Origin of the sequence: Ammoniphilus sp. YIM 78166, assembly GCF_004522215.1 — a bacterium.
In the GTDB taxonomy this organism is placed as follows: domain Bacteria; phylum Bacillota; class Bacilli; order Aneurinibacillales; family RAOX-1; genus YIM-78166.
This window is the reverse complement of sequence record NZ_SDLR01000001.1, coordinates 742,737-763,493: the sequence shown is the minus strand read 5'-3', so window position 1 is coordinate 763,493 and position 20,757 is coordinate 742,737. Positions and strand designations below refer to the sequence as shown.

At 43.9% G+C, this 20,757-nt stretch carries 30 protein-coding genes, 3 tRNA genes and 1 pseudogene; 12 read left to right on the top strand and 22 right to left on the bottom strand.

Annotated elements, in window-relative coordinates:
• Nucleotides 1-127: 127 nt before the first annotated feature.
• Complete coding sequence (locus EIZ58_RS03810; RefSeq protein ID WP_134699178.1) at nt 128-382, top strand: DUF1292 domain-containing protein; 255 nt, start codon at nt 128-130, stop codon at nt 380-382.
• A 40-nt stretch (nt 383-422) separates the two neighbouring features.
• Here the strand turns inward: EIZ58_RS03810 and EIZ58_RS03805 are convergent, their stop codons facing one another.
• On the bottom strand, nt 423-986 hold the full coding sequence (locus EIZ58_RS03805; RefSeq protein ID WP_240688929.1) for a C40 family peptidase: 564 nt from the start codon (nt 984-986) through the stop codon (nt 423-425).
• 155 nt (nt 987-1,141) lie between these two features.
• Between EIZ58_RS03805 and EIZ58_RS03800 the strand changes: the two genes are divergently transcribed.
• On the top strand, nt 1,142-2,437 hold the full coding sequence (locus EIZ58_RS03800; RefSeq protein WP_134699177.1) for an MFS transporter: 1,296 nt from the start codon (nt 1,142-1,144) through the stop codon (nt 2,435-2,437).
• A 682-nt stretch (nt 2,438-3,119) separates the two neighbouring features.
• Nucleotides 3,120-3,644 carry a DNA-3-methyladenine glycosylase I gene (locus tag EIZ58_RS03795; RefSeq protein WP_134699176.1) on the top strand — a complete coding sequence of 175 codons (525 nt, stop codon included), beginning with the start codon at nt 3,120-3,122 and terminating at the stop codon, nt 3,642-3,644.
• Here EIZ58_RS03795 and EIZ58_RS03790 read toward each other — a convergent pair.
• Complete coding sequence (locus EIZ58_RS03790; RefSeq protein WP_134699175.1) at nt 3,616-3,894, bottom strand: hypothetical protein; 279 nt, start codon at nt 3,892-3,894, stop codon at nt 3,616-3,618. The genes EIZ58_RS03795 and EIZ58_RS03790 overlap by 29 nt on opposite strands.
• A 174-nt stretch (nt 3,895-4,068) precedes the next feature.
• On the opposite strand from EIZ58_RS03790, the gene EIZ58_RS03785 reads away from it, so the two are divergent.
• A complete protein-coding gene (locus EIZ58_RS03785; RefSeq protein ID WP_167577475.1) occupies nt 4,069-4,770 on the top strand; it encodes a ribonuclease H family protein in 702 nt (233 codons plus the stop codon).
• A gap of 16 nt (nt 4,771-4,786) precedes the next feature.
• On the opposite strand, the gene EIZ58_RS03780 is transcribed toward EIZ58_RS03785, so the two are convergent.
• The 5 genes from EIZ58_RS03780 to EIZ58_RS03765 form a co-directional block, all read right to left on the bottom strand.
• Nucleotides 4,787-4,861, bottom strand: a tRNA-Gln gene (locus EIZ58_RS03780).
• A gap of 279 nt (nt 4,862-5,140) precedes the next feature.
• Nucleotides 5,141-5,239 carry a sporulation protein YjcZ gene (locus EIZ58_RS35105; RefSeq protein WP_370297601.1) on the bottom strand — a complete coding sequence of 33 codons (99 nt, stop codon included), beginning with the start codon at nt 5,237-5,239 and terminating at the stop codon, nt 5,141-5,143.
• 116 nt (nt 5,240-5,355) lie between these two features.
• Complete coding sequence (locus tag EIZ58_RS03775; protein WP_167577474.1) at nt 5,356-5,628, bottom strand: hypothetical protein; 273 nt, start codon at nt 5,626-5,628, stop codon at nt 5,356-5,358.
• 134 nt (nt 5,629-5,762) lie between these two features.
• Nucleotides 5,763-5,839, bottom strand: a tRNA-Met gene (locus EIZ58_RS03770).
• Nucleotides 5,840-5,867: 28 nt separating this feature from the next.
• Nucleotides 5,868-5,946 (bottom strand) — tRNA-Arg (locus EIZ58_RS03765).
• 163 nt (nt 5,947-6,109) lie between these two features.
• On the opposite strand from EIZ58_RS03765, the gene EIZ58_RS03760 reads away from it, so the two are divergent.
• The 4 genes from EIZ58_RS03760 (at nt 6,110) to EIZ58_RS03745 (ending at nt 8,326) form a co-directional block, all read left to right on the top strand.
• On the top strand, nt 6,110-6,364 hold the full coding sequence (locus EIZ58_RS03760) for a hypothetical protein (RefSeq protein WP_167577473.1): 255 nt from the start codon (nt 6,110-6,112) through the stop codon (nt 6,362-6,364).
• A gap of 235 nt (nt 6,365-6,599) precedes the next feature.
• Nucleotides 6,600-6,848, top strand: coding sequence for a hypothetical protein (locus tag EIZ58_RS03755; protein WP_134699171.1), 249 nt, complete (start codon nt 6,600-6,602; stop codon nt 6,846-6,848).
• 107 nt (nt 6,849-6,955) lie between these two features.
• Entirely contained in the window at nt 6,956-7,327 is a 372-nt protein-coding gene (locus EIZ58_RS03750; protein WP_134699170.1) for a hypothetical protein, read from the top strand.
• An 87-nt stretch (nt 7,328-7,414) separates the two neighbouring features.
• Nucleotides 7,415-8,326: an RluA family pseudouridine synthase gene (locus tag EIZ58_RS03745; RefSeq protein WP_134699169.1), complete on the top strand. Its 912-nt coding sequence runs from the start codon at nt 7,415-7,417 to the stop codon at nt 8,324-8,326.
• Nucleotides 8,327-8,376: 50 nt separating this feature from the next.
• Here EIZ58_RS03745 and EIZ58_RS33045 read toward each other — a convergent pair whose 3' ends face one another.
• The 4 genes from EIZ58_RS33045 to EIZ58_RS03730 form a co-directional block, all read right to left on the bottom strand.
• Entirely contained in the window at nt 8,377-8,538 is a 162-nt protein-coding gene (locus tag EIZ58_RS33045) for a hypothetical protein (protein ID WP_167577472.1), read from the bottom strand.
• Between the two features lie 135 nt (nt 8,539-8,673).
• A complete protein-coding gene (locus tag EIZ58_RS03740; protein ID WP_134699168.1) occupies nt 8,674-8,952 on the bottom strand; it encodes a hypothetical protein in 279 nt (92 codons plus the stop codon).
• Nucleotides 8,953-9,005: 53 nt separating this feature from the next.
• A complete protein-coding gene (locus EIZ58_RS03735; RefSeq protein WP_134699167.1) occupies nt 9,006-9,332 on the bottom strand; it encodes a rhodanese-like domain-containing protein in 327 nt (108 codons plus the stop codon).
• Nucleotides 9,325-9,975, bottom strand: coding sequence for a GGDEF domain-containing protein (locus tag EIZ58_RS03730; RefSeq protein ID WP_134699166.1), 651 nt, complete (start codon nt 9,973-9,975; stop codon nt 9,325-9,327). The genes EIZ58_RS03735 and EIZ58_RS03730 overlap by 8 nt, the downstream gene beginning before the upstream one ends.
• A gap of 308 nt (nt 9,976-10,283) precedes the next feature.
• On the opposite strand from EIZ58_RS03730, the gene EIZ58_RS03725 reads away from it, so the two are divergent.
• Entirely contained in the window at nt 10,284-10,616 is a 333-nt protein-coding gene (locus EIZ58_RS03725; protein ID WP_134699165.1) for a hypothetical protein, read from the top strand.
• Between the two features lie 17 nt (nt 10,617-10,633).
• Here the strand turns inward: EIZ58_RS03725 and EIZ58_RS03720 are convergent, their stop codons facing one another.
• A complete protein-coding gene (locus EIZ58_RS03720) occupies nt 10,634-10,990 on the bottom strand; it encodes a DUF192 domain-containing protein (RefSeq protein WP_134699164.1) in 357 nt (118 codons plus the stop codon).
• Between the two features lie 107 nt (nt 10,991-11,097).
• Between EIZ58_RS03720 and EIZ58_RS03715 the strand changes: the two genes are divergently transcribed.
• Entirely contained in the window at nt 11,098-11,958 is an 861-nt protein-coding gene (locus EIZ58_RS03715; RefSeq protein ID WP_134699163.1) for a M48 family metallopeptidase, read from the top strand.
• 250 nt (nt 11,959-12,208) lie between these two features.
• Here the strand turns inward: EIZ58_RS03715 and EIZ58_RS03710 are convergent, their stop codons facing one another.
• The 8 genes from EIZ58_RS03710 to EIZ58_RS03675 all read right to left on the bottom strand — a co-directional run bounded on the left by EIZ58_RS03710 (nt 12,209) and on the right by EIZ58_RS03675 (nt 17,539).
• Entirely contained in the window at nt 12,209-12,445 is a 237-nt protein-coding gene (locus EIZ58_RS03710) for a hypothetical protein (protein ID WP_134699162.1), read from the bottom strand.
• 67 nt (nt 12,446-12,512) lie between these two features.
• Entirely contained in the window at nt 12,513-14,417 is a 1,905-nt protein-coding gene (locus EIZ58_RS03705; protein WP_134699623.1) for an ABC-F family ATP-binding cassette domain-containing protein, read from the bottom strand.
• Nucleotides 14,418-14,513: 96 nt separating this feature from the next.
• Nucleotides 14,514-15,041, bottom strand: a complete 528-nt coding sequence (locus tag EIZ58_RS03700; RefSeq protein WP_134699161.1) for an ACT domain-containing protein — start codon at nt 15,039-15,041, stop codon at nt 14,514-14,516.
• A gap of 123 nt (nt 15,042-15,164) precedes the next feature.
• Nucleotides 15,165-15,596, bottom strand: coding sequence for a MaoC family dehydratase (locus EIZ58_RS03695; protein WP_205672104.1), 432 nt, complete (start codon nt 15,594-15,596; stop codon nt 15,165-15,167).
• A gap of 81 nt (nt 15,597-15,677) precedes the next feature.
• Entirely contained in the window at nt 15,678-16,244 is a 567-nt protein-coding gene (locus EIZ58_RS03690; protein ID WP_134699160.1) for a 5' nucleotidase, NT5C type, read from the bottom strand.
• An 11-nt stretch (nt 16,245-16,255) separates the two neighbouring features.
• Nucleotides 16,256-16,600, bottom strand: a complete 345-nt coding sequence (locus EIZ58_RS03685) for a thioredoxin family protein (RefSeq protein ID WP_134699159.1) — start codon at nt 16,598-16,600, stop codon at nt 16,256-16,258.
• Nucleotides 16,566-16,805: a VirB4 family type IV secretion/conjugal transfer ATPase gene (locus EIZ58_RS03680; RefSeq protein ID WP_134699158.1), complete on the bottom strand. Its 240-nt coding sequence runs from the start codon at nt 16,803-16,805 to the stop codon at nt 16,566-16,568. The genes EIZ58_RS03685 and EIZ58_RS03680 overlap by 35 nt, the downstream gene beginning before the upstream one ends.
• A gap of 80 nt (nt 16,806-16,885) precedes the next feature.
• Complete coding sequence (locus EIZ58_RS03675) at nt 16,886-17,539, bottom strand: HAD family hydrolase (protein ID WP_134699157.1); 654 nt, start codon at nt 17,537-17,539, stop codon at nt 16,886-16,888.
• Between the two features lie 42 nt (nt 17,540-17,581).
• On the opposite strand from EIZ58_RS03675, the gene EIZ58_RS03670 reads away from it, so the two are divergent.
• Entirely contained in the window at nt 17,582-17,962 is a 381-nt protein-coding gene (locus EIZ58_RS03670; RefSeq protein WP_134699156.1) for a hypothetical protein, read from the top strand.
• Between the two features lie 29 nt (nt 17,963-17,991).
• On the opposite strand, the pseudogene EIZ58_RS03665 reads toward EIZ58_RS03670, so the two are convergent.
• A pseudogene (locus EIZ58_RS03665) lies at nt 17,992-18,183 on the bottom strand (Rdx family protein); the annotation flags it as partial.
• Between the two features lie 129 nt (nt 18,184-18,312).
• A complete protein-coding gene (locus EIZ58_RS03660; RefSeq protein ID WP_134699154.1) occupies nt 18,313-19,209 on the bottom strand; it encodes a LysR family transcriptional regulator in 897 nt (298 codons plus the stop codon).
• Between the two features lie 125 nt (nt 19,210-19,334).
• Between EIZ58_RS03660 and leuC the strand changes: the two genes are divergently transcribed.
• Nucleotides 19,335-20,747 carry a 3-isopropylmalate dehydratase large subunit gene (leuC, locus tag EIZ58_RS03655; protein ID WP_134699153.1) on the top strand — a complete coding sequence of 471 codons (1,413 nt, stop codon included), beginning with the start codon at nt 19,335-19,337 and terminating at the stop codon, nt 20,745-20,747.
• The last annotated feature ends 10 nt before the right edge of the window (nt 20,748-20,757 follow it).

Below are 20,757 nucleotides of genomic sequence, written 5' to 3'. Positions count from 1 at the left end.
CCTTTTCCTAATTCTTATTGTAACATAAACAGAACAATCCGTTCACTATTAAGAATGATATTACTCGAATGCCTGGTGTTTATCCAGGACACATTATTGGAAGAAAAGGAGAAAGAGGTGAAAATAAATGTCAGATGCAGACTTCCGTGACTACATTACCATCGAAGACCAAGAGGGACACGAAAGACAATACGCTGTTGAAGCTCTTTTTGACATGGAGGATCAATCTTATGCGCTATTGTCTTCCGAAGAGGAGACCATTCTTATGCGTGTAGAAGGCGACGATGAAGATCGTTATCTTGTAGGAATTACGGATGAAGAAGAAAAGGATGCTATTCTAAGCGCTTATGAAATTGCAGTGGAAGCGGCACCAGCAGATTAGCTAATAGCGGGCGTCTTAATTAAGACCCCGCTATTTCTTATTAGGTATCGATATAGAAGATGAAGTTAGGATGCTTATAAAGGAGCTCAAACCGCTTATCCTTGGATAGTACCTGGTCGAGATCTTGCGGGGTAAACAGAAAGTGATCATTCTTCATTTTAATTTTCGGACCATATTTATAGCAGAGCCATACAAGCTTTGAACAGTAGACGGACTTCCAAGGATCATCGAGAGGAATATTGGGAGCAAAGGAGAATGAGGGTTTGTGATTCCCCGTGCGCGCATTCCGATTATAATCCTGCAAATAACGCTCCGCTATTTCCTTCGCCTTCATCCCTACCTTTTCACTTCTCGGCCGAAAATGAGCATGAAGCGGATGTTCCCTCAAAAAGGATGCAATCGGATAGGTTCGGATATAGGGTTTAAACATGACGGATTCAATGATGGTGGTTTCATTGATAACAATAGCCGCATGTCCCATTAATCCCGGCGGAAGAGCCGAGTTATTGTCACTTGCAACAAGTATATCTCCCGGTCGGAAGTCATTAAAGTTCCTATGGGGATAGTGGTATCTCACCTTCTTTGTTTTTATTCTTCTACTCATTTTTATTATCACCTCGTTACTAATTACTATATTCATAGAATCAGGAAGACGTGTCCCCAATTCCATTCTCTTGTGACTTTTTACACTTACACTGCAACTTCTCCTTGCTAAAATGGACTTACATCGATGATATTGATTAATTAGGAGGAAGTACCATGAGCAAGATCGCTGAATGGACTCCAGAGGTTCCTCAGTTTTGGGAAGCCACAGGAAAAAAAATTGCTAGGAAAAATCTATTAATCTCTGTATTTGCACTCATATTAGCCTTCATCGTATGGCAGATCTGGTCTGTTGTCGCCGTTCGTTTAAATGATGTAGGATTTAATCTTTCTAAAAACGAGCTATTTACCCTGGCTGCGCTGCCTGGTTTGACTGGGGCTACGCTGCGCCTAGTTTACACGTTCATGCCTGGCTTAATCGGGGGAAAGAACTGGACCGTCATCAGTACCACTGTCCTTTTGATCCCTACGATCGGAATTGGATTCGCAGTTCAAAACCCAGAAACTCCTTATTACGTACTTGTGATACTCGCAGCGCTGTGTGGACTTGGCGGAGGTAATCTCTCTTCCTCTACCGCTAATATCAACGCTTTTTTCCCTAAACACGCCAAAGGAACCGCTAATGGCATTAACGTAGGAATCGGAAACCTTGGCGTCAGTGTGGTTCAATTCGTAACCCCTATCGCTATTGGGATTGGATTTATCGGGATGATGACCGGCGGTCCGCAGGTATTGGCAAACGGGTCTGAAGTTTTCATTCAAAATGCAGCCTTTATTTGGGTGGTTCCTATCGTAGCGGCCATCTTACTAGCTGCATTCGGTATGGATAACTTACCGAATGCCAAGCAAAGCTTTAAAGAACAGATTGTCGTCCTCAAGCATAAGCATATGTGGATTATGACCTGGCTGTATGTAATGTGCTTTGGCTCTTTTATCGGATATTCCGCTGCATTCCCGCTTTTGATTCGTTCGGAGTTCCCTGAGATTAACGCTGTTCAGCTCGCTTTTCTTGGACCGTTTGTGGGAGCCACCCTGCGCCCGCTCGGTGGATGGATCTCGGATAAAGTGAATAGTGGAGCAATGGTTACACATTGGACAATAATTGTCATGATCTTGGCTACCGGTGGCGTCGTTTACTTCTTAAACATGCATAACTTCATGGGCTTCCTCATCATGTTCCTTATCTTATTCGCTGGAACGGGTGTCGCCAACGGCTCCACCTTCCGTATGGTTCCTTTCATCTTCGATGGAAAGCAAGCCGGTCCTGTACTAGGCTTTACCGCAGCATTTGGTGCCTATGGAGCTTTCTTTATTCCTAAAATCTTTGGGTGGTCTATTGAAACAACAGGTTCTGCAAACCTTGCTCTTTATCTCTTTATTGGGTACTACGTGTCCAGCCTTGTGGTTTGCTGGTACTGGTATTCTAGAAAAGGCGCTGAGGTCAAATGCTAAAACAAAGTCAGAGGGTGTCCCAAAAGTCGGTAAAACCGACACCATGGGAATACCCTCTTTCTCTTTTTGGTGTGTGTATCCCACTTGAGGAGATTATCGGCAAAGCAAAGGCCTCTGAGGGAGAAACGGCTAAAACTACGATGTACATCCGTCTTCCATTGCTTGTATTTCATATGGTAATTCCCAAAGAAACAGAGGGCCTCGAGTAGGGTTGTAAATATAAGTGGTAAAAATCCATTTATCTGAAAAAATTAGTGGAAAAAGAGAAAAATAAGTGGAGAATCGACAACTAAATCTTGAATACAGCTTGTAAATTTGGCTTCCAGAGCAAATAGATGGATTTTTTCCACCTACAAAATCAAATCCTACTCTATTTTCATCAGTAGGTGGAAAATTGCCGTCTATTTATTCTTGCTTCCATTTTTGTTGTTTGTTATCAGTGGACTTTTGCTGATTTTGTCTTTAAATATACCCTGTAGGGGGTATGTTTAGCTTGGATATTATTACACTATTGGAATTCGACCAACATACCAGTTGGGAGGGGTTCTGTTTTTGTGATTTTAACTGCGAAGTTTGATGTTAAAATCAGGTGTGAATGCCCTTGCTTGCGACTCTAAACGAAATCCGTTACCTTCCTTACTTTTTCCTATAAAATAGAAGGAATAACAGAAAGGGTGATATCATGGAACCAAAACGATGCAGCTGGGTCACCTCGGATCCACTCTATCAGCAATATCATGACCAAGAATGGGGAATTCCGGTTCATGACAACCGGAAGCTTTTTGAGATGCTATGTTTGGAGGGGGCTCAAGCGGGACTCTCCTGGATTACCGTACTTAAAAAGCGAGAAAACTACCGTGTTGCTTTTCGTGGTTTCGATCCTTGGCAGATGGCTGATTTTGATGAAACAATAATCACCGAGCTTCTTGAAAATGACGGCATCATTAGGCATCGAGGGAAAATTGAAGCCTTCATTGCCAATGCCAAGGCTTATCTTCAAATGCATGATGAGGGTGAGGACTTTTCGGAGTTTCTTTGGTCCTTCAATGGAGTGGATGAACCAGCAGCCGCCATGAGCAAAGCCTTAAAGAAGAAAGGATTCAAATTTGTAGGTGCTACTACCTGCTATGCCTTCATGCAAGCCGCAGGCATGGTTGATGATCATGAAGCGGAGTGCTTTAAGCGTTCTTCCTTACAAACTCGATAAAACCATCTCTAGCTCCCTTATCCTTGATGATCTTTTTGACATAATACCAGTCGGTAAGTAGGCCCTGTTCTTTCTGGAAGACAATGGCACGAGCCATCCGATCATCTTGAACGAATTCCTGATACCACTCTTGCTGGTCAAGCTCTCCCCAAACCTCTTCTAAAGTTGGATCCTTGACCCGCAGGACATACTTTTTTATCACATGCAAAACTCCTGCCCCGAGTGCCACGGCACCGATTAATCCAATCATGATGATCTCCTCTTTTTATCGTTGTCATACTTAGTATTGACTAAGTAAGGAGAAGGAGTCAAGCACCAAGTGGTTGCGGGCATCTCCTCCCTTAGGAAAAAACTTTAGGATTAAGATAGGTCATGAGAATGGTATAATATGAAGGGCACTATACTTCCGTTAGTGAGGTTAACGATGGGCAAATTATTTTATGCAGTGAAGGTCGGGCGAGAACCTGGCATTTACCGGAGACAGAAACAGGCACTAGAACAGATTAGGGATTTCTCGAGAGGCGAGTGGGTTCGGTTTGTTACGTTAGAGGAAGCTGAGCGCTATCTAAGGGACTCCGTATGTAACATTGACTATGACTGGCTCATTCGGGAGAAAAACAAGAAGTTCTATAAAGATAAAGTGTCCTCCGAAGAGCTTTCCCTTACCGAAGAGTTAGAATACACCGAAAAATATTCTAAAGAACCGGACATCCTTGTTGCCTATACCGATGGGTCAGCTTACAGAGATTATGCAGCCTATGGTGTTGTGTTCGTTCAACATAATCAGGTCCTAGAGCAGCTATCTGGAATAAAAAAAATCTACCCTCAAAAATGTATGTCCTTGCAGGCTGAGATCCATGCGGTGGAAGCATCCATTATGTATGGAATCAAACATCAGTATAAAAAAATCATGATCTTTCATGACTTATCTACTTTAGGCTTGGCCGCCTATGGACAAGTTCATATTCATACACCGATTTACCGTGAGTATCAGCGCAGCATACAAGACATGCAAAAACATATAGATATCCACTTTATAAAAGTGAAAGGACATCGAGAAAATCCCTTCAACAATTTAGCGGATCAATTGGCTAAGGATTTAATTATCAAAAAGAAGAAGAAGTGAAAAATTATGGAGGGGGTGGCTGGCCCGCCTGGATTCGAACCAGGGCATGACGGAGTCAAAGTCCGTTGCCTTACCACTTGGCTACGGGCCATCCTTGCCCATTATCATGACCAGGATTGGATGGATTTATGCACTTTACCAGTAACGAATCCTTCCTCCTTTCATGAGGACCACAAATAAAATAAATAACACCAAGATTAATCCTAATCCTTCTATCGTGCTGGCGTATTTTGCCCCTTTTGCACTTGTGCTCACACAGATCCCCCCATCAACATCTCTTTGTATCCTATGCGTTTGCCTATGTCTATGTATGGGCTAATGACCTGGAATAAAAAATAAAAGGTCCCGCTCCCGCGGGACCTTCATTCACTTAGTAGATGAACCCAGGTTGTGCAACAATCACCAACAGAATGAACAATACCAAAATGAACCCAATCCCTGTTCCGTATCCACCAACTACTGCACTCATCATGATTCCTCCTTTTGTTTATAATCTAATAATACTTTATGGCTGAGATCCTTTAGTTGTATAAGCGGACGCCTATAAGGCACTAAATTCCACAGATGCCTATTTCCTCCCCCCACTTAATCCATTTCTTTTTCAAACTTTTTCTTAATGTCTCTTAAGTGCTTCTCAGTCACCCCGTATTCCATCATCTTAGAAATGATCTTCATGGGTGATCCACCCTTGAGTACTTTTCGAGTTTCATGAACGGCTCGATCCAGTTCGTCGTCCGTTAGCTTCTTTCCTACTTCCTTACCTGCCTTCTTGATCAGCTTTCTTAACTTTTTATCATCTATCTTTGCACCAAGACTCTGGATATTATTAAAAAACGCAAGCAATGTGCGAGCATCCACCATTGACCACTCCCTATGAATCTAGTAATGGTATAGCATATGCTCGTGCTGCTGAGAGGTTATAGAGAAAAGACACATTTATCGGCAAACAAAAGGCCCTCTCTATACCGAGAGGGCCTGAATGATATGTACGATGGTAGCGGCGGAGGGAATCGAACCCCCGACCTTACGGGTATGAACCGTACGCTCTAGCCAGCTGAGCTACACCGCCACATTGATTGGATATTGGAATACTCTGATGGCGCGCTCGGAGGGATTCGAACCCCCGGCAGACGTGGTACCGGAAACCACCGCTCTATCCAGCTGAGCTACGAGCGCAATGAAGAGATGTTTATAAATATATCATCTAACTTCATGAAGGTCAAGTCATTTTTTTCGCAGTATAGGTAAGTATAAGAAAAGCTTATATTGAAGCCCTCTCGGAGGTGTAGTATCCATCTTTGGAGGAAGCTTTTCATATGCGGTAAAAACAAGATCAGGAATGGAGTTGATCAAGGTGGATTCAAGACAAGTACGTGAATTCCTAATAAGCAAGCACTGGCTTGATCATGATCACGATTGGAGGTTTATTCATCCCCATCACCCCTACGTGATCCTTGCTTCAGGGGAAGACGGGCAAGTGACTCTTCGAGAACACGCAGAGGGCCTAGACAATGGTCAGAATGGGGAGGAAATTTTTAGCTTCTTGTCCCTCGATGAGCTGCAAGAATGGTATGAAAATAACATCGGCGAGTAACCCGCTTAGGGTTATTCGCCGATCATCTCCTTCGGTAAATCCACGCCCGTTATATGGTAGCCTGCGTCTACGTATCAATTTTTGCAGGAATTGGTCAATGAATCATTGGCAAACTCACAGAAGTGTTGGAAAGATTTGACCATTGTCTGAACATTATCCTTAGTTGGTTTCTTTTTCCTCTAGACAAAGATATGATTAAGGACAATTATGTATGCGAAGCAAAGGAGAAAAGATGATGATTGATCCTATTTATCTAGTTACCGGTTTATTTGCCACTCTACTTTTAACGTTCAAATTAGGAAGAAAAGATAAATTCATTTTATTGCACAGTATCCTGTTAGGTTCAGCTTTGCTTTTTTCGCTTTTCCACGGATTAACCCAGACCAAGATGAGCCCTACCTTAGAGAACTTGTTATTTCTCTGGATGTCCGTTTCTTTTTTACCCCTTTTGGTTTGGTTCAAGCGTACCAAGAATATGGCCTAAGAGCTCATGCTCTTAGGCTTTTATTTTGTGGTGGCTTAATCTTTGTTTTTGGTATACAATATACTAAAATTAAAAATCTATCTACCTACCAGAGGAGGATTTCAGAGATGTCTAACTTAAAACAACAAGAAAAAGAAAAGCAATTTTTTATAGATGGGATCCAGCTTTTTGGAACGGAAGATGAAAAAGAAGCTTTAGAAGCATACCTAATCCAAGAAGATGTGGTGAAGCGCATGGGCGAATATTACGAAACGCTTCGTCGTGGGCATGCTCGAGTAAGTGAATTTCTAGTCGCAGGCGGGAAGCGATACAAGCAGGTCAGCTTAGCCGAGATGAAAGAAAAATTCGATGAATTGCTGGTAGAGCATAAAGAAAAACAGGCTCGTCTTAAAAAGAAGCTAGAAGATCTAATCTTCGATGAGTCCATTGAGCGCTCCGTTGACATCAAACTGATTCAGCATACCTATAAAAGTTTATAGTTCATTTAGGTGCCGTTTTGCATGATTAGCTTGTTGTGTATATGATAAACATACGACAACTAAGCTGAAAGAATGCAGGTGACCGGTATGATAACGCAAAAAAAAGGAGAATGGATGGAGCTCATGATCCCTGCGATATGGACAGGGCTAACCATCCAGAAGCTCTTGCAAGAGGTTTGGCAAGCTCCTAAAGGCTTGCTTCATCAATGGAGAATGGACAAAGGGGTTAAGCTGCAAAACGAGTCTGTGCCCTGGAATACAGAGTTTCAAGAGGGCCAAAAGCTTCAGTTGCATCTGTTTCGTCATGAAGAGTATGGAGTGGAGCCTGAATTTCTTTCTATTGAACCGATTTTTGAAGATGAGCATCTCTTGATTGTAAATAAGCCCTTTGCCATGGATACCCATCCTAACCAGCCGGGTCAAGGGGGCACATTAGCCAATGGAGTTGCTTTTCACTGGCAAGTCCATGGACTAAGTACTAAAGTCCGACATATCCATCGATTAGATCGGGATACAACGGGAGGCGTCGTTTTTGCCAAACATGCTTTAAGCGGAGCGATCCTTGATCGAATGCTTGCTGCACGTGAAATTAAACGGACCTACCACGCTTTTGTACAGGGTCTACCGAAGCAAAAAAAAGGGACAATCCATGAGCCTATCGGTCGAGATCGCCATCATCCTACGAGACGGCGAGTATCAGATCGCGGCGATCATGCCATCACCCATTATAAGGTAATCGAAACGTTTCCTAAGCATGACTTGTCCTTGCTTGAGCTTCAATTAGAAACGGGTCGAACCCATCAAATACGTGTTCATCTGAGTCATATTGGCCATCCCATAGTAGGCGATTCCCTTTATGGCGGACAAACGCGCCGGTTTGACAGGCAAGCTCTCCATGCCGGCCGAATTGAGCTCGTACACCCTTTCACCCGGGAAGCCCTCTCAGTGGACATCCCATGGCCTTCAGACCTAAAAATACTGCATGCTTCCCTTATTTGAAAATCAAAAGAAAAAACCTCCCTGCAATTCGGGGAGGTTTTTCGTATTTGTTACTTTGCTCCATTCACACTGAATAAAGCGTCGTTACCCAGTATCATCTGAAGGACAAAATAAAGGATCGGTGAAGTAACAACAGCAAATAGAATGAATACCATTGTCGGCAGTCCGTTGAAGTAGTTGTTCTCTGTCTGATTGGTCTGCAAATTAGCCATGGATATCTACCTCTTTCTACACGATTTCTTCTACAAATCTACTTTAGCATAATTTATACGCTCGTATCAGAAGAAACGATAGAAAGTCTTTACGATTTGGTGAACGACAAACAAAGAGTCCTTCTATTGGACTCTTTATTCTTCATAAGGATCAAGCATATGGAGAAGTTCTTCATATTCATGTCGTTCAAGGTACTGCAAAGGTTCTAAATCCTGTGTTTTCACCATATCATGCATTTGCTCTGACAACTGAGTCAGAACTTCTTTGGCACCAAGCTGATCCGTTTCCGTCTCCGACTGCGCTAAAGCCTTAAGCGTCCGGATCAGGCTGCGGCTGCCTTCTAGATCACCTTCCTGGATCTGATCCCAGAGAGTCTGATACACCCCTCCAAAATCTTGGGGGCCCATAACCATGGAATATCCTCCTTTACGGTATCGATGACCTTAGTATAGGCTGCCACATGAGATTATAATCCTCTCTTCACGTCGCCTGTCCAGTTTAGCATGCCGCCAACCATATTGTACGTCTTATCGTTTCCCAGCGAAGAAAGGTATTCACAAACCCTTCCGCTTCGCGCTCCGCTCCTGCAGATAAAAACTGTCTCCTTATCAAGATCAATCTCCTTCATTCTTTCTCCGAATTCGCTTAAGGGAATTAAAGTAACCCCTTCGATATGACCTGCCTCAAATTCCTCTACTTCTCTAACATCGACAAATTGTATATCTTTCTTTTCTTTGATCCATTTTTCCACTTCTTGTGGTGAAACTTCTTTCCAGCCTTTTTCTTCACTCATCTTGTTCGACTCCTTTTTGCTTATGCTTATACATTCTCTGATCTGCAACTTCAATCAAGTCTGTTAGCTCTTTTCCTTCGAGGGGGAAGATCGATGTTCCCATTGACAGCGTGATGGGAACCTTGAGTTCAGAAGAGAGTTCTCCTATACTCTCACTAATGCGTTGAAGAAGAGAAGCGCTTCCCGTACGATCCGTGAAAGGGGCAATGACGAGAAATTCGTCTCCTCCCCATCGGGCTATCGTATCACTTGACCTGACTTGTTTGCTTAACAGCTGTGATATCCTTTGCAATACAAGGTCTCCAGTCTGGTGACCGTAGGTATCGTTAATGCATTTAAAATTATCGACATCGATAAGGGTTACCGCCATCGTCTCATTCTTCCGCTCGGTCAGTGCGATCAGCTTGGGAAACATCTCGTGAATAAACCTTCGATTATAAGTCTCCGTGAGGACATCTTTTTCCGATAAGTATCGCACACGATCATATTGTCTCCCTAAAAACCAACCGAGAAACAGGAGTATTGGCAACATAAAAAACAATCCTAAATCAAAGTGATTCAATCGTAGATAGAAATACCCGTTCACACCAATGGATAAAGCTATAGCCAATAGCAATCCCAGTATTCTTCCCGTCGATTCCATTCGATTGCTCCATTTCAAAAATGGGAATTTACTTTAGACTTTACACTATTTGTATGTCATTTTCTAGGGTAAGAACATTTTGTTTTTACAACTTACTAAGATAAAAGTACATAAATAAGGCTATTGAAACCACACTAACTAGAATAAAACCGATAAAGGTCCAAATCACCCATTTGGTTTCTCTTGGATTAGGATTCATTGCGGATCCCCCTGATTAAGATATCATTAACACACTTTATTTTCTCATATCCCTTTTATTCTAGCAATTCATGGTATAATTTACTCTAGGAAATGGAGGAATGAATGCAATGGAATGGACAAAACCGAGTGAATTGCCTGCTAAGCTCCAGGCAGAATGGACTGGAGCCTTGCTAAAAGTAAAATATACTCAATGGGAGGATGAGGACCTGGACGCGGATGAAAGCCAAACCGAGTTTGAAGCCATACTGCTTCGAAGTAGCATGTCCAAAAATGACGTGCAAGGCCTCGATGGCAGCTTCACCTTTCAATCCCCTAACGATGAAGAAACCATGGAAATTCTAATGGATTTTCCAATGGATGGTGAAGATGTCGTTGCTTTGTTCGAAGGAAACCATCTCACCCTGTTTGGCAATGAAGCCACACTTGTCATGCAAAAATAGAGAGGGACAACTCCTCTCTATTCGTTACTCGTTGAAGCTATTTGCCAATACCATTGTTCTCCCACTTTAATTTGGTACTGGCGAATGGTCCCCGGATTAAATTCTGCTACATGCCGAGCATCTTGTATCCGCCGTCCTTGCCGATTGGGTCCGAGCTTTTCCTCGAGTCCGATGACTAGACCTGTTGCATTCAGATAAACGACGTCAATGGGGAATTTCATGTTGAAGGTATGGATTGCATCCGCCCCCATCAAAAACATTCCCTGCCCTGCTGTCGTTCTCCCCAGCAGACCTTTTTTTAGCTCTTCCACTGTAAGAGCAAGCTCCATTTTTCGGAAAAATGTTTTGTAGCGAAAAACATAAATGAAATTCACCACACCATCCCCTATTCCTTGCACTTCGTGCTGCTTTCATCTTATTCAAAAACACTTCTTTGTTTACATAAGCAATCATAAAATGAAGGCATAGGGGGTGTCATGTGATGCTGCAGCTACCATTTCGCTATGTGTTGTCAGCGACCTATGCCAAATTGATTATTGAAGACGTCATATTAGCAGCCCAGGGATTCGCTTATGCAGGATGGTACAATGTTCTTATTTTTGCCGACCCAGTTTTTCAGTGGCTTCGACAAGTGAAGCACCAACAGCTTAATCAACTTAAATCCCAGCAAGTCGTCCAACACATCCAAAAGGAATTAGGTCCAGACGAGGATGCTCATCGCCTGGTGAAAGAAGTATGCGTAGACTTTAAGCTAGGGGAAGTTCGCGTCCTCATGTGGAACCGAATGAATGCGGGTTATGTTTTCCGAAGAATCTATCTTCCCGCTCAATGGCGAGATTTCTTAGAGGAAGAAGAGCTTCGAGCCATCATCGGCCATGAATTAGGGCATCAGAAGATGGGAACGGATGCCTGGGTTCCCTTGCGTCTCGTCAACCGGATGGGGGATGAGCTGCTTTATACCATGCTGCCGGTCCACAAAGCCGGATACTTCCTTCTGCTTATGTCTCTGATCTCCCACAATATCTCCTATTTAAAGCTGCTCTCCTTAACTCTCCTCTACCGGATTGCTCATCTCGCTATCGAAAACTACTTTACCCGTAAGGATGAGTATACAGCTGATCAGTACGGTGCACAGGCGACCTCGCCTGACATCATGAAACGCGCGCTATCCAAAATTGATCTGAGAGCCAAACAAGAAGTTTTTGAAAATCTTCCGTTCCTCCCTCAGGTTAAGCAATTTTATTACTACTGGTTAGTAAAAAAGGAAAAAGGGAGATTACGGGAAGCCCTGCTCGATCACCCTTACCTCCATAAGCGTTTAAAAGCCTTGAGTTCTACGTGAAAACTTTCGATAGGATTTGGTTTCTCCAACTGAAGCCCTCAGGCAATTAATCGAAGCAGATTCCGATTATGTTGGGGAAAAGTGTTTAAAAATGCCAAAATAGTCGGACGTGACTCCGACTATTTTGACATTTGGATGGTCATCTGGGGGCTCTAAATCCAAATTACCGGATAGGACTCCGGTTATTTGGCCATTTAGCAGGAGCTCAGTAAAATAACCAGAATACTATCCGCTTATTGCGCCCCCCGGCCTAAACTTTTGGGTCAGCCTCTTCTTGACAGCTCATCTCTGGGATATGAACAGCCGCAATGTCCTCCATTGCAGCCGTAATTAACGGCTGGATTTCATTGGGGGAGTGATCTAAAAAGGTAATTTGACTTAGATCGATGGCATCGACCGTACCAATAATTTGCCTTTGATCCTTGAGTTCAATGGCACCGAAGATTTGTTGATCTAACATCAACTGCAGCTTCTCTTGAATGTCCACCTTCACGCCTCCTCCTTATCGCTTCCTGTTCTCTTTACCCTTTCCTTTTGGAGCCTACTTCATGCATCTAGGAAGTTCCCTCCGCCAGCTCGGAAAGCTCAGCCCAGCGTTCCATCGCTTCATCCAGAGCAATCGAAACAGCTTCCTGTTCAGAAGATAGGGCGGCTAGTGCCTGATAGTCTCCTCCAACTTCGTTGATCTGAGCAAGCAGCTGGGCATTACGTTCTTCAAGCTCCGCAATTTTCCCTTCAATCTGTTCGAATTCCTTTTGTTCTTTAAACGTCATCTTTTTAGGCTTGGCTGAAGGAGCGGCGGCAGCCAACATTTCTTGCTGCTTCACTTCTTTCTTTTCTTGCTTTTGAACTACTTCTTCTGATTTTTTCTTTTCTAAATAGTCGCTGTAGTTTCCGAAGAAAGGCTGCAAGATGCCATGGTCATCGAAGTAGAATAGATGGTCGATTGTGCGATCCAAGAAAAACCGATCATGGGACACAATCACAACGGCTCCTGGGAACTGGTCAAGGTAGTCTTCCAAGATGGTAAGCGTCTGTATGTCTAGATCGTTCGTCGGCTCATCGAGCAAAAGAACATTCGGTTGTTCCATTAGCGTGCGCAGGAGATACAAGCGTCTCTTCTCTCCTCCCGAGAGACGAGCAATCGGATTCCACTGGATGCTAGGCGGAAACAGAAAACGTTCGAGCATTTGCGATGCGGTAAGCACGGATCCATCCGTCGCATAGATCACTTCAGCAGCTTCCTTAATATAATCGATCACCTTCATGGAAGGATCTAGGTTCATGCTTTCCTGATCGTAGTAGGAAAGTCGCACGGTTTCTCCCTGTTCAATCTGTCCCTCATCCGGAGAAATACGGCCCGCAATCATGTTGAGCAAGGTAGATTTTCCAGAGCCATTCTTGCCAATGATCCCTACTCGGTCACCAGGTAGGACGATATAGCTAAAATCTTGGATCAGGGTTCGTCCATCTATGCGTTTCGTGACATGCTCAAGCTCTAACACCTTCTTCCCCAGACGACTCGTGCTTAACGCAGCCAGATCGATCGATTCGTTTTTTTGTTCATAACCCGCTTGTTGTAAATCCTCTATGCGATCAATTCTCGCTTTTTGTTTCGTGGTTCGAGCCTTGGCCCCGCGTCGGAGCCAAGCCACTTCCCGTCGAAGGATATTTTGCCGCTTGGCTTCAGATGCTGCCAGCTGCTCGAGCCGCAGCGCTTTCTGTTCCAGAAATGCCGAATAATTCCCTTCATATCGGTAGAGCTTCCCTTGTTCGAGTTCAATGATCTGGCCGACGACACGATCTAGGAAATAACGATCATGGGTAATCAGCATCAAGGCTCCTCGATATTTAGCCAAATAGTCTTCTAGCCACTCCACCGTTTCATGGTCGATATGGTTGGTAGGCTCATCTAAAATGAGGAGGTCAGCTGGGTGAATAAGAGCCCGAGCCATCGCTACTCTTTTTTTCTGGCCGCCGGATAGCGCCTGGACTTGCTGAGAGAACTGCATTATGCCTAATTGGGTTAAGATGGACTTGGCATGGGTTTCAAGCTCCCAAGCGTCAAGCGTATCCATCTGCGGAATCAAATCATGAAGCTGTTTTTGCAGGCGCAAGTCTTCCGGGCTTTGATTCAGACTTTCTAGCACCTGCTCGTATCGGTGGACAAGCTTCATGATCGGGGAATCCCCTTTAAATACATAATCCAACACGGTCATATCTTGCTCAAAAACAGGTTCCTGGGACAAATACTGAATCCGCACTTGGTTCCCGACAGCGACTCTTCCTTGGTCAGGCGGAAGGATACCTGCTACGATTTTGAGGAACGTAGACTTTCCTGTTCCGTTTACCCCAATCAGCCCAATCTTTTGTCCCGCTTCAATACCGAAAGTAATATCCTCTAGAAGAGGCTTTATGCCATATGATTTGGATACGGACTCCATCGATAAAATATTCATCATTAACACCTGCATCATTGATTTTTCTCTAATCATAACATAAAAAAACAAAGGTGTACGCTTGGCGGTCGCCAGGCGTACACCCAACTTTTAGGATTATTGCAAAGATAAGACCTGATGGACTTGTGGCAATTGCTGCAGTCTGCTGATGATAGCAGATGAAATTTCCTCATCCGTAAGCGATACGAGAAGGGCAGACTTTCCTTTCTGCTCCCGCGACACGTTCATGCTGAATATGTTGATCTTGTTTTCAGCAAGTACCCGAGAAACATCATGAATCACTCCGGGATAATCTTGATGGTAAACAAGAATACCATGTGAATCGGGTGTGATCCTGCAGGTGTAGTAGTTAATCTCACTTATGAACACTCCCTGATGATCCTTAGAAAACGTATATTTGTTCCCGCCCACTTCAAGAATGGCGAGATGATTCAAATATTCACCCGAGCTGGTTTCAATTCTGATTTTTTGAGTCTGGTCTGCTGCGAGAAGCCCCTCTGCCATGAAGCGCGCGATCTCTTCACGATGCTCATGAGTCAGGATTCTTAACTGGGCACCCTCTACTTTTTTCTCAAAATGTCGAATCAATTGTGTTAACTGTCGAAGTCCAGATAAATCGGCCATGGGCGTACCCCTACCTTTACATGACATATGTGGTTTCCCATAACCATTTTATGCGGAATCCGAACATTTATCAACTAAAAAAGGCTTACTTTATTCCAAACTGATAAAATGTTCGGATTTTACTTACGTTAGCGATTTTTTCATGACTAAGGCTTCGCCGTCAACCACCTTTGTTCCATCTTGTTTGTAGACGGTTGTTCTTAACTTGATCTGCTTTTTTTCATCGATTTTCTCAATAACCTCAACCTCAGCCTTAATCGTGTCTCCGATATAGACCGGAGCCAGAAAACGGAGATTCTGGGCAAGATAGATCGTGTTAGGTCCAGGAAGCTTCATCCCCAACACAGTTGATATAAAGCTGGCGCTGAGCATTCCATGGGCGATTCTACCCTTGAAAAACGTTTTTTGGGCAAACTCCGCATCAATATGCATAGGATTAAAGTCTCCCGTAATGCCAGCGAACTGGTAAATATCATAATCGGCAATCGTCTTTGTAAAATGAGTCCGATTGCCGATCTGAATCTCATCATAGGTTAATTCTTTTTGCATCTCCATTTCAACTACCCCCTTGAACTCACAGCTATGTTGACTATACCATATTATGCTAGTTCAAGAGTTTTAAGAAATTGTTACATATTAATACCCTTTTTGAAGGAGGTCCTTCTGGATATCATGCCAGTTGTTGACCCGAATGACTCCAGAAGGAAGTTTTGCCTGATTGTAAGGCGTATCCAGCAGATATACCGGAACACGAAGATCATCCCAGATCTGCAGGGCATTTTCCAGACGGTCCTCAACCATCAGTTTGACTTGGTGATTCCGAATGGCTTCCACCTTATCATGTGAACCTGTGCACACGATATGACGGCTTGGAAACCCATGCTCACGCAGCCATTCCTGTGTTAGCTTTTCAAACTCTTTATACCTGGCCGTAATATACACGATGTCAAACCGCTGATCCATCCAGCGCAATTGATCCTTTGCACAGGGTCTTGGTACCGATTTCTCATACATGGGAATACTGTGCTTATCAAACAAGTCCGAAAACGCTTGATACTCCATCCCAAAAATCTCGTGCAAGTCATACTGAATGATTTGCTCTGGTTTGACCTGAGTATTCAAAAGCTGATTCAAATAGGGAAGGAATGAATCGAATTCCGTTAGCGTTCCATCAATATCGATCCCCAAAGTAAGTTTAGACATACAAACACCTCTTATGTTTCCAAGGCCTGGCTGACCTGAACTACGCGATTTAAGAATTGCTCAATTTCTTCCCGAGACTTGCCTAACCGACTGACAAAGCGAATAAGCTCCTTACCCTCGCGAAAAGCAACGAAGCTCGGAATACCAAAAATATCGAGTTCTTGCGCCAACTCTGGAAATCTATCGCGATCCAATGAAACGAACTGGATCTGATTCGAAAATTGTTCTTCCACTTCTGGCATGAAAGGATCGATACGATGACAATCTGGGCACCAAGTCGTATAAAACTTGGCTACCGTTATTTCTGATTTATGAATTTGTTCATTCCACTGTTCTAGACTTGTAACTTCGATCATTCTTTTTCACCTTTCGTCTCGCTTCGTCCTCTTCTTTTGGGACATACTTGCGAATGATTTTGGTTTCTTCTTCGACTTGATTAAAGCTGCTCGGAGATATAGCGACCCACCTAGGAGGCAATTTTTTAATGGCCTCTTTTTGCTCGTCTTGCGGAGGGAGTTCTCCTTCTATTAATAAACGCTCTAATTCTTTTTCCACATCCATCGCTCGTTTTCCTTTCTTTTCTCAGGGATAACCCGATTCTTGGTGGTATTATGAGCAACCCTAGCCTCGCTTATGTACTATCAGATCCAATGATGCAACTCTTTCAGGCTGTCAATTGCTCTGAGCGGGCTAACCCCTTTTTTTTCAAGCTCAGAGACACTAGCCTGGTAAGCGATAAATGGAATTCCTGCTTGAGAGGCTGCCATCCCGTCTATCCAGGAATCTCCAATCATGACCCATTCCTCTTTAGGTCTAGTCGGGTCATGTGCAAGAATATGAAAAATGCCGGATGGGGAGGGCTTGAGTTCCTCCATCTGCTCCCGGCCAGCGACAAAATCAAACAAATGGAGAACAGACAAGTCCGTTAGGGCTTTTGCAGCAGCACCATAGGCGTTATTAGTGAGAAGGGCGATTACTTTATTTCGCTCCTTTAAATGAGCCAGTAACTCCATGGCATAAGGCTCGAGAACCACATTCTTCATCCCTTCGGCCTCTACTTCTGCCACTAGCTGCCAAACCTCTTTCTCCACCTGCTGAAATCCATCATGGGTTCTACCACATTCGATAATTTGTGAGGGCGTTTTATCCATCCAGGAAAATTCACTCGGTAGAAGCTTCTCACGCACAAGAAAATCATAGACTACTTTCTTCATCTTAAAGAAATCAATCTTGGATTGCAGTAAGGTATTATCCATATCAAAGATGAAAGCCTCAAAAGGTTTAACTGGTTTCATAATCGCTCCTTTTGGACAAAATTCCTCCTAGGAGGGATGACAATGAACGATAAAGTCGTCGAGCTGATGACCCCTGAAATCAAACAAAAGATTGAAGCCGAACTCCAGCATATGAGCTTTACCAAAAACTTCCGTTCTGCTTCCGCAGAGGAATGGTATGTTTTTCTTCCCAACTACCATGATCCCCAAACCCAGGGTGCAGCGGGAAAAGCCATTGTTCATTATGACTTATATGGTAACAAAGAAATCTTTATTCATACAACAGTCATCTTAGATGATCCTGCCCTTCATCAACCGGAAGCTTACCCCCTCGTCTATGCCTTGGCAGATGAACTCGTTAATCGACTCGTGGGCTATGCGGATACACTTCTCTCCGTTCATGCAGGGGCTAATTCATTTCAATCGGAATATGTAAATTCATAAAGGGTGGCTCTTGGAGCACACCCTTTCTTTTAACCCAGCTGACGAATCAGTGTCGGAACTTCCTCATTTTCCGGAAAACGTCCCTTTTCCTTTTTGGAATAGATTAATTGGTTGTTGACTGTTACCTCAAAGATCCCCCCGCCTTTAGGCAAGAGGTTGATTTCTTCTATATCGTATCTGAAGTTACTATCGTCCATAAGCTCCTCCATCAACCTGATGGCTTTCGGTAAGAAGTTTCACATGTTGCAATATTCGATTTGCACCTTCATCTTCATACAGCATCCTCCTTAACAGTTTGTCTTCTCTCCATTTATAGCATAGAATAACGCCTGAAAAAAACATACGATGTGCTAATAGTTCCCTGACTCTACAACCTTGCGCATGATATGAATAAAGGATTCTGCAGCTTTGGACAGGTACCTTCCCTTCTTATAACCGATTACAAGAGTCCGAGTAGGGTTGAGGTCGCTGATCGGCAAGAAAATGGGGACATGCGCGGAGCGTCTTGTTCTCGTCACCATCTTAGGGATGAACCCCACCCCTAATCCGGATGCAACCAAAGATTGAACGGTTTCAATGTTCGTGCTCTCAAACACCACATGGGGCTCAAAGCCTGCCTCCTGGCATAAACGCAGGGAAATTTCTCGGAAGCCTTGTCCTTTTTTCAGCAAAATAAAAGACTCTTCCTTGCAATCCCGCAAGGCAATCTCTTTTTTCAGAGAAAAGGGATGATGCGGAGGAACCGCTAGTAAAATAGGCTCATCTAACAAGGGAATGATTTCCAAACCCTTTTCACTTAGCGGCAAAGACAGTAAACTAATATCAGTCTGTCCTTTAAGCGTTAATTGCTCCAATTGATTGGTCGGCTCCTCGACAAGGACCAGTTCTATCCCTGGAAATTCCTTTTGAAATAAAGGGAGAGCCGCAGGAAGCAAATGAGAACCTGTTATGGGTAGCGTACCAATGACAATTTCACCACGGGCATTATCCGTCAGATCCTCCATTTCCTGCTTGAGCTGCTCTACTTGGTCTAAGATTCGAGATGCTTGATCTACAAATCTTTTTCCCGCATAGGTTAATTGGATATCGCCTGGTCGGCGTTCAAAAAGCTGAACTCCCAGCTCTTTTTCCAATTTGATCATTTGCTGACTAAGCGAGGGCTGGGCAAGATGCAGCTTCTCCGCGGCTCTGGAGAAATTACGCTCCTCTGCCAACATCAGGGCATATTCAAGTTGCCGTAGTTCCACTCCTGTTCCACTCCCTAGTTATAGGTAAAACCTATAGTATTTATAGATATTATATCTTAGACCTAAGGCGATTAAAATGTTAAAAATAAATTAATTAGTTCGACATCAGAAAGGGGAATAAAAAGATGACACCAAAAACGCTGTACGAAAAAATCTGGGAAAAACACGTCATTCACCTAGAACCTGGCAAACCCGCTCTTATCTTTATCGATCTTCATCTTATCCACGAAGTAACGACGCCTCAGGCTTTTGAAGGTCTTCGACTAGCTGGGAGAAAAGTCCGCCGGCCTGACCTGACCTTTGGAACGATGGATCACAACGTCCCTACTACCACAGAGGACCGATTCAACGTGGTTGATCCGATTTCCAAGCAACAAATTGAAACACTTGTTGAGAACTGTAAGGAATTCGGTATTCCTTTAGCCGATCTTCATAGCCCTGATCAAGGTATCGTGCACATCATTGGTCCGGATCTTGGTCTTACCCAACCGGGAAAAACCATCGTGTGCGGAGACAGCCACACGTCTACACATGGTGCTTTTGGAGCTTTAGCTTTCGGTATTGGCACCAGCGAGGTCGAGCATGTACTAGCCACCCAATGTTTGCAACAAGCAAAATCCAAGACCATGGAAGTTCGTGTAAATGGCGATATGCCAGCCGGAACAACTGGTAAAGATTTGATTCTTGCGATCATCGCAAAGTACGGTACTGATTTTGCAACAGGTTACGTCATTGAATATACGGGTTCAGCTATTCGCAAGCTTTCCATGGAAGATCGTATGACGGTATGTAATATGACAATCGAAGGTGGCGCAAGAGCCGGATTAATCGCTCCAGATGAAACAACCTTCCAGTACCTTGAAGGACGCCGCTATGCACCGAAGGGTGAAGAGTGGGCGAAGGCTATTGCCGATTGGAAGCAGTTGAAGACAGATGAAGGTGCACAATTTGACCGTATCGTTGAAATTGAAGCTTCTGAGATTATCCCTCAGGTCACTTGGGGAACCAGCCCAGGAATGGGTACCGATATCACCAAGACGGTTCCTAATCCAGAAAACTTCACTAGTGCAAATGAACAAAAAGCGGCTAAGGTTGCCTTAGAATACATGGGCTTAACTCCAGGAACGCCAATGTCCGAGATCAGCGTTGACCGCGTATTTATCGGTTCCTGTACCAACGGCCGAATCGAGGACTTGCGTGCAGCCGCTCAAGTAGCTAAGGGCTATAAAGTAGCTTCTACGGTGAGCGCCATGATCGTGCCAGGTTCGCAAGCCGTTAAGAAGCAAGCGGAAGAGGAAGGGTTGGACAAAATCTTTGAAGCTGCTGGCTTCGAATGGCGTGAAGCAGGCTGCAGCATGTGCTTAGGAATGAATCCAGATATTTTGGCTCCTGGGGAGCGTTGTGCTTCCACTTCCAACCGTAACTTCGAAGGCCGCCAAGGCCGCGGCGGAAGAACGCACTTGGTCAGCCCAGCCATGGCAGCAGCAGCAGCTATTAAAGGACATTTCACTGATGTTCGTCAGTGGAAATTTAACTAGGAGGGTGGAT